Consider the following 12,672-nt stretch of genomic DNA (forward strand, 5'->3'; position numbering starts at 1 on the left):
ATAAACCAGATTTTCTGGTTTATCATATCATCTCAGAAAATGCACACGCGGTAGAACATTCTTAGAAGGGGGAAAATTTTTATGAAAAGATCATGGAAGCTTCTATCCACACTCTGTATTGCTATGCTGTTGATGTCTTCTCTTGCAGCATGCGGCGGATCTAATTCCAAGTCTGAAGGATCTGGAGGAGATACGAATACGAATTCCACAGCGCAGACGGACACGGGTAAGACTAAAGATTCGGCTGATATCCCAACTTTGGTATGGTGGACGATCGGTGGGCAGGTTCCTAATAACTTTGACAAAGCGATCGCTGCAATGAACGAATATACGGCAGAGAAGATCGGTGTGAAAATCGATATCAAGGTTGCAAGTTGGGGCGATTGGGATACCAAGATCAACACGATTGTGAATACCGGTGAGCCTTTTGACATTATGTTCACGAACAATACGAAATACAATCAACAGGTATCGATGGGGGCCTTTGCCGATATCTCAGACATGGTTCAAAGCGATACACCTGACTTATACAAACTTATTCCTGAAAAAGTCTGGGATGGAACGAAGATCGAAGGCAAAATTTACTCTGTTCCAACGTATAAAGACTCGTCAGTGACTCAGTATTGGGTATTTGATGATAAATTCGTACAGAAATATGGAATTGATCTGAACAATATCAAGACGTTGCAGGATCTTGACAAACCTTTGCGAGACATGAAGGCTGGAGAAGGAAAAAGCTTCTATCCATTGCCTTTGACTCAAAGCGATGGATTTAACGGCTTCATGAACAATTATGATGACCTTACACTTGGCCTCGCTCCGATTGGTGTAAAGGTGGATGATGCATCCCGCAAAGTCGTATCGACATTGGAACAACCTGATGTCATGGAAAACCTTAAACTCCTGCATCAGTGGTATAAAGACGGCATCATTAATCCGGATGCTCCTACTAAGGGTGAGCCGGATAAAGGCCGCGCGTTCTTTAGTGCTCAAGCGTTCCCTGGCGCAGAAGCAAACTGGCAGATTACTGAGGGTGTAGAAAAGTACGACATGGTGCAGACCTTTGGTCCACTGTTCACAACCAGTACGATTCAAGGTTCCTTGAATGCAGTTTCCGCCAACTCTAAATATAAGAAAGAAGCTTTGAAATATCTTGAGCTAGTTAACACAGATCCAAAACTGCGTAATATGCTTGCTTTTGGTGAACTCGGTGTGGACTATGACAATGTGAATGGTGAGAAGGTTATCGAGCGGAAGACCGATACATGGCCGCTTGCTGCTTATACACAAGGTACATTCTTTGACTTAGCTGTGACGAAGGGGGCCCCTGAAGATCAGTGGGAGCAAGTTCGCAAGCTAAATGAGCAAGCATCCTCTTCATCCGTCTTGGGCTTTGCCTTGGATATTAGCAATCTTTCTACCGAAGTAGCCAACACCAAGGCTGTCTGGGACAAATATCGCTATGAGCTGATGACTGGTGCTTCCGATCCGGAAGTCATGGTTCCAAAGATCGTTGCTGAGATGAAGTCAGCGGGTATGGAGACCATCATGAAGGCTGCTCAGGAGCAGATCGACGCTTACTTCAAATAATCATGAAATGACGATGTTGTTTCGGGAACTCGAACAGGGATCAGACCCTGTTCGAGTTTTCTTATAGAGGTTGTTTAAAAAGTCCCCCTTTGATCACGAAGCAACACTGGTAGCTTAATCGGCATCGAATCTTGAATTCAGCCGGGCCTTCCGGTGCTCACGTACCCACTACGTACGCTCCGCTCCCCTGTCCCTAGCTTCATCCAACCTTCTCGGTGCTGAAAGTCTGACTTTTTAAACACGTACTATAAATCTAATTGATTTTTTCAGGATAACAATTTATTTTGGTATAGATACATAACAACATAAGCCTAGGGCAAAGGAGTCGTCGCATGGTGTCCTTTTTACAGATTAAAATATATCGCGGCAAATTCATTGCTTATACGGTATTTGTAGTGTCTATCGGTCTGGCCATTGGCTTGCTTACCTGCGCTGTACTTTTGTATCAGTGGGTGGATAACGCCCGCAACGAGGCCTCTAGCGCCTTTATCCGAGTGGAGAATGCCTTCCAGTATAATGCCGATCGGATTGAGGCGTACATGCAGCGGGTATACTCCAACAGTGATTTAATGGTTGATGTTCGTTGTTTTCTAGGTAATAGCGCCGAGGGATACCTTACTAGCAGGCTTCAGGAGAGTCGATTCAACCAGCCGCTCATTTCTTTTCCGGATGATATGAAGTCTTTTTGAATAGCGGGGGCAAGGAGATATCATCCAAGTAAGCTTACATACCGAGCAGCAAGGAAATGTGATCCGCTTCGATAACAACGGCAATGCAAGTTTCAAGTTTCAGCTTCCTAATACGGATGAAGCCTTCCATGACTCGATTCAAAAGGGATTTGTCTACCGTAAAAAATTGTCGGATCCGAATCAGATTTCACGTCAGCTCGGCGAATTTCGATTTTTGGTCAGCAGTGATCGAATATTCAAGAATGTCAAAAATTATCGTGTAGATCAAGCTGCAATTGTCAGCACTTCTGGTGATATATATCCCGTCGTTGGGGCAAACCGCCATATCGAAGAGTTAGCTCGTCAGGCAGTGGCGGATGGACGCAGCCAAGGCTATCTTTCTAGAGGGGGAGTAAACGGTGTTTTTTTTATCACGTTTTCCTCTACCAAATTCGATTATAAGTTCGTTAGCTTGGTGGATTTAGGTGCAATCATTCGCGATAAATCGGGTGTACTTCTTACCGTTTTTCTTATTGTTCTATCAGCGATGATCAGTGTTCTAATGCTGATCGTTCATAATCTAAGAGATGACGCCAAGTTTCTTCATCACATTATTCATTCCATGGGGCGAGTGAAGACGGCAGATTTTACTCCAGAAACTCCTGCCCGCTATCGACGTAACGAATACGGAATGATTGCCAGAGAATTAGAAGATATGGTCAGGCAGCTGGATAAATATATTCGTACCGAATATCTGTTAAAATTGAAGCAGCAAGAAACCGAAATGAAAGCGCTTCAGAATCAAATTAATCCTCACTTCCTCTACAATACGTTAGAGGCCATTCGCTCTTCTGCTTTAGTGAATTACGATGTTGACACCGCCGATGCAATTGCGACGCTGGGTGCCCTATACCGCGACATGGTGAAACATGAGAATATTATTACCATCGGCAAGGAGATGTCTTTGCTGCAAGAGTACCTAAAAATCATGGAATTTAAATATCCTGATCGGTTCTATTATCAATTTAATGTAGATAAGACACTATTATCGTTACCGACCGTAAAATTCTGGATGCAGCCCCTCGCAGAGAACTTTTTTGGTCACGGTTTCAACCCAAGTAATGAGTTTAATTTGTTAGTGATCAATGGATGGGAAGTGGAGAAGCATTTCGTACTGGAAATTGTAGATAATGGCAAGTGGATTAGCGAGGAACGCTTGAATCAGATCCGTAACACCTTATTTCACACAGATGAAGCTCCTGTGGAGAGTATTGGGCTGCATAACGTGTACACCCGACTGCATTTTTTCTATGGTGAGGGTTTTGCCATGAGAATAGAAAATAATGAAGAAGCTGGTGTCAAGATTTCTGTGATCATTCCAAAGGGGGTCGATTTACATGTACAAACTTCTAATTGTGGATGATGAACCTCAGATCTTAGAGGGAATGAAACGAACCTTGGATTGGGAGAAGTATGGTTTTGGCTGTATCGAGACGAGCGAAACGGTAGAGGATGCTATATCAAAGGCAGTGGAGATCTATCCTGACCTAGCGATCTTCGATGTATGTATTGGCAAGGACCGGGGATATGATGCCATACAAAGGCTTAATAAGATGGGACTCCCAGCCAAATATATTATCATGAGCGGCTACAGTGAATTCGAATACGCCAGGGAAGCCATTAGGTGCGGGGTCAAGGATTATCTGCTCAAGCCTGTGAATCGTGCCAAACTGCAGCAGGTTGTTGAGAAGATCATTGTAGAAGATCTAAATGGTTCACTTGAAGGGGCGGATCATGATGATGTGAACATAGATCCTGTGCTGGGCGTTCGTTATGATAGTCTGTCCAAACTTACCAACCGGATCCTGCTGATGGTGAAGACGGAATATGCACAGAACATCACGTTAAAAATGGTGGCTGAACAGTTTCGTATGAATGGAACCTATTTGGGGCAGCTATTTCTAAAAGAGACGCAGATGAAATTTTCAGAATACATCATGGCCTATCGTATGCTTCAAGCACGTGAACGAATTTTATCTACTGACGAGAAGATAGCCAGCATTGCTCTCTCGGTAGGGTATCCGAATCCGGGTTATTTTTACACGCATTTTCACAATTTCTTTGGCAAGTCGCCATCGGATTTGAGAAAATAGGAAATGTGCCGAGCAGAGTGGGAAGGAGACATGTTATGCTGCGGCTACAACATACCTTTGGTATCAGTCGTCGGGTCACAATTTTTATAATCACCATAGGCATTATCTTGTCTTTATCAAGTTGTTCCTTGTTCCCTGGCAGTCGGGAGGAGAGTACCTCAGACGAAGATACAGTGAATCTTATCTATTACACAATTGGGGAGCCGGATAAGGATCTTAAGATAGTGAATGATAAAATCAACGAGGTTTTGGCTAGAAAAATCGGCGTTACGATTACTTACATTAAGGTAGGTTGGCAAGAATATGCAGACCGACTGAACACAATGGTATCCGCAGGGACACCTTTTGATATCGCTTTTGCGCCGGAATATGCAACCTACATCCAACGGGGGGCCTGGCTGCGACTGGATGACTATCTCTCAAGCGTTAGCAAAGAAATGTATGACGTGATCGATCCGATCTTTTGGGAAGGGGTACGAATGCATGATGGTAGCATTTACGGTGTACCGACCAACAAGGAGCTGGCCACGCGAGAACAGTGGATGTATCCGGATGAACTCGTAAGAAAGTACAATATTGATATTTCCCAGTACAATACCTTGGAATCACTTGAACCACTACTTAAAATGATCAAAGAGAAGGAGCCTTCTTATCAGCCGATGGAGCTCGACAAGGACTCCCAGAACTTTTTTGCATTGGATGGCTATGAATATATCATTGACAAGAAACTCCCCCTCATGGTTCTGTCTCAAGATCCCAATTCTCCGGTCGTGAATATCTTCGAGACGAAGGAAGCTAAGGAGGTGCTGGATACTCTCAGGCGTTATTATATGGCAGGTTATATCAACGAAGACGCCGCTTTGCGGGAGAGCCAGGGACTCAAAAGAAGTGAACGTGTCTTCTGGAAGGCTGCAGAAGGTGGTCCACTCTCAGAGAACAGCTGGAGTAAGGATCGTGGCTATAAAGTGGTGGCCCATCCTGTTACCCCTCTACTAGTCACGACAGTGTCTGTTCGAGGAGGAATCATGGCGGTTAGTGCAGATACGAAGCATCCTGTAGAGTGTATGAAGTTCTTAAATCTATTGAATACGGATCCCGAGGTTCGTAACCTATTCAATTATGGTATTGAAGGCGTACATTATACGCTGGATTCAAATGGTCAAGTCGTTCTTATAAGGCCGAAGGATAGCCATGGTGATCCCATCTCGGATGCACCACCAGACTATGCGGGAGTACAGTATACCCAGGGTAACTGGTTTATCCTGAAGACCATGGGTGGAAATACCCCGGATCCTATGAATAAATGGGATCAATATCGCGATTCGAACAACCATGCCCTCAAGTCAAACATTCTAGGGTTTACGCCGAACCTATCCTCTATGCCCATTCAGTTGAAAAATATTGAAATGGTCTGGGAGAAATATTATCCCAGCCTAATGACGGGAAGCTTGGATGTGGACGCTGAGCTGCCAAAGTTCAATGATGAGCTCAAACAGGCTGGTATTGATGAAGTACGAGTTGAGGTTCAGAAGCAGCTTGATGAATGGCGTGCCGGGCACAATAGAAGGTGAATCATTAGATTTGGGTACGAAAAAGCCAGTCCAGCTCCATCATCAGATGGCTGCCGAACTGGCTTGATTGTAAATGGACAATGTCAGCACTTATGATCTTCTCGGTCGTTTGAAGCGTCCAAGGATCTCTGTCGATTGCACGACATTCATAAACGCTTTTGGATCTGTTGCCATGACTGTCTTACGAACGGCTGGCACTTCATATCGGGTAGTCACGGTCATCAGCATATAGTTGTCTTCCTCGCTGTAGCCGCCTTCGGAATGCATACAGGTAATCCCGTGATGCAGCTTGCGTAGCTGGCAGAGCATCTCATCCTTCTTCTTCGTTACGATGAAGCAGGTGACCTTAATATGGTCCACGTGGATCATATCGACGACTTTCCCCTTAATGTAAGTGGATAGCATGGAGTAGAGCGCCAAATCCCAGCTCTTATAGAAGCCTAGGACTAGAATGACGATCCCGTTCAATATTAACAGGATATTCCCCATAGCGAAGTCATGCTTGTATGTAACTATGGAGCCGACGATATCAAAACCTCCGGTAGATCCGCCAACTCGTAATGATAAGCCGATGCCGATGGCAGATACAATCCCGCCGAAGATGGCACCGAGAATCGGATCCTTTGTCACCTGATACTGTGGAATAATGGCCATGAACCAGGTTGTGCTGACAACAGACAGGCAGCTAAGAAGAATATAACGTCTGCCAACCGCTCTCCAGCCCCATGCAATTAACGGCAAATTTAGAACGAAATATAGCAGTGAGATGTTCCAACCTGTCATATAGCCGATAATGGAAGCAACGCCGGTAACCCCACCGGATAGAAGATGATGTGGGACAAGGAACAGATTCGTCCCGGCGGCGACCAGAAATGCGGACACCAGAGTGATAAATACTTCATGGATTGGTTTAATTGAAGCTTTGATTGGTTTTTCAATAAATGCAGGGTATTTGCCCAAATTCATTTTTAGAGCCTTCTTTTCTTGGTGAAATTGTCGATAGATTATTATTATCACACTAAATTATGTTTTTTATCAAGGTACAAAACTATGAAATGAATCACAATGATTGGAAATCTTGGCCGTAATGCTACATAGTCTCCCCTCCGGGAGCTCTCGCTATAGCATGGAAAACATCATACTCCCCAAAGAATTGATCATCGACAAAACCAGAATGCGGATTGCATAATGAAAAATAGTAACCAATCACACATAGTTCATAGAAGAATTGTTCCATCGCGTCTGGGAGGGACTGACAAGGTATGTACACTATATTAGTAGTGGATGATGAAGCGATAGTATGCCAAGGCATAAAGGAATATCTGGAGTTGTCCGATTTAAGTATAACTCAAGTATTGACTGCTTCGAACGGTTATGAGGCCTTGGATTATTTGCGGATCGAGTCGATTGATCTGGTGCTTACAGATATCCAGATGGATGGGATGAACGGAATTGAACTGATGGAATCCATTTTATCCGAAAAACCGGATATTCCCGTTGTTGTCATATCGGCACATGATGAATTTGAATATGCGCAGCAATGCATACGGCTAGGGGCAAGGGATTATTTAATCAAACCTGTTCAGTTGTCCCAATTGACCGAGGTGGTTGGTGCAGAACTGTCAAACCGCCATAAAAAATATAAACGGCTATTGGAAGAATCATTAAAGCTTAAATTCTCGATGACGGGAATGTTATCTTTGCGATCCTATATTTTAAATGAAGTGATTGCCGGATCATTGGATAAAGCCGATGATTATCTGTTCATTTTTGAACAAATTGGTCTAAAGTTTGAAGGCCCTTATTATCTGCTGCTTGTTACCGAGCTCTCATGGGGGCGCTCTGGAGCAGAGGGGAAGACTATCCAGAAGCTTAGGGACCGCAATTTGCTGAAGTATGCGACAGTTAATATTATCGAGGAGACATTGGCGGACTGGAATGCGGTAGCTTTTTATGGTCAAGGCAATCAAATTATCACCATTCTACAGTTTAGCGAGGCGGATTATACGGGGCGAGATCAGGAAAATGTAGCGAAGATGAATTTGATTGGGAAAAAGATCGTCGCGCATATTCAAACCTACCTGCATTTAGAGGCGGTCGTTGGCATTAGCTCTTTAAGGCTTGGACTGCAAAATCTTCCTGAAAGCTATCGCGATTCGGCAAAAGCTGTCAAATGGCATGCGTTATATGATAATCATCGTGTTTTTTATGCCGAAGATTTCTCAATGAAGGAAGCGTCAATTCAGGTAAATTGGCAGGAAAAAACGGAGCAATTGGCGCAAAAGATGAGAACTGGAAAAAGTCTTGAGAGCATACAGGAGGATATTCAACGTTTTATCTCGGATATATCTCCTGTTTTTGATAGTGATGACTCGACTGCGGGTATTCCGTTAAGCATCGCTTACCGGATTTACACTGTATTATTGGAAATGAAAGAGACGATAGGAGACAAATATAAAGAGCTTGATCCTATCGTGTATTTTCTTTTTCCGTTATCGGGTACCCAAATCAAACATCGCCTTCATGCCTTTTTATTGGAGGCTGCCGAGCTCGTCCATGCATCCATGGCCGATCAAGATCAGGCGATCATTCAGCAATCGATTGTATATATCCGCCGAAATTATCGGAACAAAGGGCTGAAAATACAGGATATCGCCGATCATGTGCATTTAAGCCCTAATTATTTGAGTTATTTATTCAAACAAATTGTCGGTGAAACGGTATGGGAATTCGTGACAAGGTTGCGACTGGAGGAAGCTAGACACCTGCTTATTAACACGCCCAAAAAGCGCTATGAGATTGCGGATGAAGTCGGTTATGAATCACCGGAACATTTTAGCCGTGTGTTCAAAAGATATTATGGGGAGAGCCCTAATTCTGTCCGATCGGAGTGAAACTACATTGTTTAGAAGCATGAAATCACAACGATTAACGAAGAAGGCTATACTTTTTGTCATCGTATTTATTTTCATTCCCATGATTCTTATTTTCTGGTTTGCTTCCAATCGTGCCTCACTTTCGATCAAAATGCAGGTGGGGAAGCTCTGTCCGAACTGAATAAACAAAATCATGCGACGATGGATCGCGTCATGGATTCCGTAGACCAGAAGCTGGTAACCATCATGAGCTCCGATACGATCCAACAATGGAGAGATGACAGCCAATCCAACGCTGACCGAAGCTTGCACAAATACATTGCAACTGAGAATGTACTCAGCAGCTATTCGACTAATGCGAATTATTCCTTATTCGTGTTGACGAAACACCCCGCAAACTATGATTTTGCTCCTTCTCCCCATGTATCCGGTTCGGGTGTCTTTTTTATCGAAAGTCTGGATGAGAAAGCCTGGATCCGAAAAGCGGCAGAGCTGGATGGAGAAGTCCTGATCGAGCAAATTGACCAATTTGGCTTCAATCAGGATTCGCACAAAACGATAGCCTTAATAAGGGCTGTTATAGATCTTTCTCACGGCGGGAAACCTATCAGTGTTATAGCAGCTACAGAAATCGAAAAATTACTGATTAAGGAAATAAACTCTATTACTCTCCCGGAGGATGCAAAAGTATATCTAACGGATATGAAAGGAACAGTACTTGTAGGATCGGGTGCTGTGGGATCAACCATCACCATACCGAAGAATGGAAAAGAACTGTTGCCGAGCGTATGGGTTACGGATAGCCATATGTACGTCTATCATGACAGTGTCTCGTATGCCAATCGGCTCATTTATGAGATTCCGCTCCGCTCGTTGTTAGGTTCCTATAATGAGGTACAAGGGATTATACGGATCATCGCGGTATGTTATTTCATCGTTCTTTTGTTTTTCTTGTTCTATTTAGGAAAATCCGTTCTAAGACCGCTAGCGAGATTGGCCAGTCTCTCCCGTTCCTATGAACCAGGTAAAGAAATGAAAAGATATGCGGAAGAAGACCGCAAAGATGAAATTGGTACTTCATATCGATCTTTTTATTTAATGACAGAACGATTGAACCAACTGGTCAAAGAAAAATACGTGATGGAAATCAAGCAAAAAGAGTCTGAACTGAACTTGATGCATTCCCAAATCACGCCGCATTTGCTGTACAATACACTGGATTCCGTCTATTGGTATGGGCTTCGCGGGGGTGTACCGGAGGTTGCGGACATGGTCAGAGATCTATCAACGATGCTGCGGATTGGGCTCAGTCGGGGCAAGGAAATCATTACGATTCGGGAAGAGCTGAGCCATGTCGAGGCATATTTGCATTTGCAGGAAAAACGTTATAATCATTCCTTCCACTTCTACATCCACACGGAAAAAGGAACGGAGGACTGTTTGCTGCCTAAAGTTGTCATCCAACCCCTCGTCGAAAATAGCATTCTCCATGGTATCGGCAAGATGGATGGGGAGGGGGAGGTTCACATCGATATCCGGCTTTCGGAGGGTTTTCTACTTATATCCGTTGATGATAACGGTTTTCGGCCCCTTGATTTGGAGAAGGTTAAAGAGATTCTGTCAGGCACGGCTGATCCGGATAAAGGCTTTGGTATCCGCAATGTACATAAACGAATTCAGTTAAGGTTCGGAGAGGAATATGGACTGACTTATTTCGCACGGGAAGAGGGCGGAACAAGAGCATTGATCAAGCTTCCCGTGATCCAGTCCGAGCAAGAACTCACCGAATATATCGCATAATTTAGAGCCGCCCTGCGAAGGGCGGTTTTTTTGATAGAATCCGTCATGGAGTTGAGAGGAGCCGTCATGGGAAGCGTATCCGCCTTTCTATAGAATAAATGATATACCAACATAGAAAGGATGTGAGGGGGTGTTCGCGCAAATCAATAGGGTTGAGAAAAGAAACTTGGTGCACCCGCTTATTAAAAAAAGCAAGGATTACATGTGGGGATTCTATTCCTGCTGCCGGCACTCATCGTCTTTTGTTTGTTTCTTTGGACGCCAATTTTTAAAGGGGTAATATACAGCTTTATGCGGGTAGACTTCGTTGGCGGCAATGAATTCATTGGCCTGAACAATTACCGTGAGGTCTTGGCGAATAGTACCCTTCTAATCTCGATTCGAAATACGCTTTATTATATGCTACTGTGCGTGCTGATCGGCTTCTGGATACCCAGTGTCGTCGCCATGGCGATCTCTGAGCTGCGGCGGTTTCAAGGGGCGATGCGATTAATTGTATATTTGCCACATATCGTTCCAGCTGTCGTGCTTTATGGCATGTGGCAATGGTTGTACGACCCACTAGGACCGGCGAATCAGATCGCATCTTGGCTTGGCAATCATCAATTTATGTGGTTGACCGATAAAAGTATAGCTATGCTCTCCATCGTGATCGCGGAAACGTGGCAAGGATTTGGTGGAACGACGCTGATCTATTTGGCAGCTATTGTAGGCATCCCCAAAGATTTGTACGAGGCAGCCGAAATCGACGGAGCGGGAGTCCTGCAACGAATCCGCCATATTACGATTCCTGGCATTCGCCACATTTATGTCTTAATGTTCATCATGCAGTTGATCAGCACGTCACAAGGTTTTATGACCCATATGGCACTCACCGGTGGTGGTCCGAACAACTCAACGCTTACGTATATGTACCTGATCATTAATGAAGCATTTACGAATTTGAATTACGGTAGGGCATCGGCGATGGGAGTGCTGATGTTTCTGGTGCTTACCTCGCTCTCAATGGTACTTTATTACTTTCAAGGAAGGAGCAAAGAAGCATGAGCAATCGGGAACGCAGTATCATGTCTTCGTTTGATTTCAAGAAAAGAACGGTCCTGATCGGGTATGCGCTTATGCTGCTTGCGCTGCTTGCACTTGCCGTGACCATGCTATATCCTTTTGCAACGACCGTTTTCTCTTCATTTAAAACTAATCAGGAAATATTTACGTTTCCGCCAAGCCTATTCCCACATCAATTTCAATGGAGCAATTATGTCGAGGGATTCAAATATGTGGATTTAATCCGGCCTTTTATGAATACGCTACTTCTTTTTGGCGGAATTGCCGTTATTTCTTTAATGATAGTTAGTCTCGCGGCGTTTAGTCTCTCTCAGATGAAGCTTCCGTTTCGCAAGGGAATCACGATCTTTATTATGAGCTCGCTCATGATACCGAGTGCGACATATATGATTCCTAACTTCTTAAACTTACAAAGTCTTGGATTAATCGACTCCTACTGGGCATTCTGGTTGCCGGCAGGTGCGAGCGCATTTAACATTATGCTGCTAAGAAGCTTTTTCGATGGCATCAATAAGGAGTTATTTGAAGCAGGGCGCCTGGACGGGGCATCCGAACTTCTCTGTTTCTTCCGACTTGCCATACCGATGTCTGTTCCGGTGTTCTCGACTTTGCTTATCTTTTCATTCACAGCGGTATGGAATGATTGGTTTTGGCCGTCGCTTGTCTTGACCTCACCTGAGAAATATCCACTTGCAGCCGTTGTGTATCGAGATGTTATTCAATCCTTCGTTATGACCTGGAATGTGAAGTTTAGCGTGTTGACGGTGATCATGCTTCCGCCGCTCCTATTCTTTTTGTTCTTCCAGAAAAACATTATGCACGGTCTGAATCTGTCGGGCGTTAAAGGATAATAGGCTTGAATTGAATCCGTCATCACAATCCATGAATTCATCATCGATTCGAAAATGATGTCCAAGTATGATGAACGTGTAACCTAACTAATACCCAT

Annotated in this window: 10 protein-coding genes; 9 read left to right on the top strand and 1 reads right to left on the bottom strand. The window is 44.1% G+C overall.

The annotated features are described in order from the left end of the window. Positions 1 to 81: 81 nt before the first annotated feature. From RE628_RS06855 to RE628_RS06875, 5 genes are all read left to right on the top strand, one after another. Positions 82 to 1,590, top strand: coding sequence for an ABC transporter substrate-binding protein (locus RE628_RS06855; RefSeq protein ID WP_309158061.1), 1,509 nt, complete (start codon positions 82 to 84; stop codon positions 1,588 to 1,590). Between the two features lie 332 nt (positions 1,591 to 1,922). After that, entirely contained in the window at positions 1,923 to 2,279 is a 357-nt protein-coding gene (locus RE628_RS06860; RefSeq protein WP_309158062.1) for a hypothetical protein, read from the top strand. Positions 2,280 to 2,337: 58 nt separating this feature from the next. Next, positions 2,338 to 3,681, top strand: a complete 1,344-nt coding sequence (locus tag RE628_RS06865; protein WP_309158063.1) for a sensor histidine kinase — start codon at positions 2,338 to 2,340, stop codon at positions 3,679 to 3,681. After that, positions 3,656 to 4,411, top strand: a complete 756-nt coding sequence (locus RE628_RS06870) for a response regulator transcription factor (RefSeq protein WP_309158064.1) — start codon at positions 3,656 to 3,658, stop codon at positions 4,409 to 4,411. Before RE628_RS06865 ends, RE628_RS06870 begins: the two co-directional genes overlap by 26 nt. Positions 4,412 to 4,446: 35 nt before the next feature. Continuing rightward, complete coding sequence (locus tag RE628_RS06875; RefSeq protein ID WP_309158065.1) at positions 4,447 to 5,982, top strand: ABC transporter substrate-binding protein; 1,536 nt, start codon at positions 4,447 to 4,449, stop codon at positions 5,980 to 5,982. Between the two features lie 90 nt (positions 5,983 to 6,072). On the opposite strand, the gene RE628_RS06880 is transcribed toward RE628_RS06875, so the two are convergent. Continuing rightward, the gene (locus RE628_RS06880; RefSeq protein ID WP_309158066.1) at positions 6,073 to 6,948 is read right to left on the bottom strand and encodes a YitT family protein; all 876 of its coding nucleotides are present in this window, start codon (positions 6,946 to 6,948) and stop codon (positions 6,073 to 6,075) included. Between the two features lie 296 nt (positions 6,949 to 7,244). Here RE628_RS06880 and RE628_RS06885 point away from each other — a divergent pair, with 296 nt between their 5' ends. From RE628_RS06885 to RE628_RS06900, 4 genes are all read left to right on the top strand, one after another. Then, positions 7,245 to 8,876 (top strand): response regulator, encoded by a 1,632-nt coding sequence (locus tag RE628_RS06885; RefSeq protein ID WP_309158067.1) that lies wholly within the window; start codon positions 7,245 to 7,247, stop codon positions 8,874 to 8,876. A gap of 183 nt (positions 8,877 to 9,059) precedes the next feature. Then, positions 9,060 to 10,658 carry a cache domain-containing sensor histidine kinase gene (locus RE628_RS06890; protein ID WP_309158068.1) on the top strand — a complete coding sequence of 533 codons (1,599 nt, stop codon included), beginning with the start codon at positions 9,060 to 9,062 and terminating at the stop codon, positions 10,656 to 10,658. 204 nt (positions 10,659 to 10,862) lie between these two features. After that, entirely contained in the window at positions 10,863 to 11,705 is an 843-nt protein-coding gene (locus RE628_RS06895) for a carbohydrate ABC transporter permease (protein ID WP_309158069.1), read from the top strand. Then, positions 11,702 to 12,574 carry a carbohydrate ABC transporter permease gene (locus RE628_RS06900; RefSeq protein WP_309158071.1) on the top strand — a complete coding sequence of 291 codons (873 nt, stop codon included), beginning with the start codon at positions 11,702 to 11,704 and terminating at the stop codon, positions 12,572 to 12,574. Before RE628_RS06895 ends, RE628_RS06900 begins: the two co-directional genes overlap by 4 nt. The last annotated feature ends 98 nt before the right edge of the window (positions 12,575 to 12,672 follow it).

Source organism: Paenibacillus sp. D2_2 (assembly GCF_031199965.1).
Lineage (GTDB): Bacteria > Bacillota > Bacilli > Paenibacillales > Paenibacillaceae > Fontibacillus.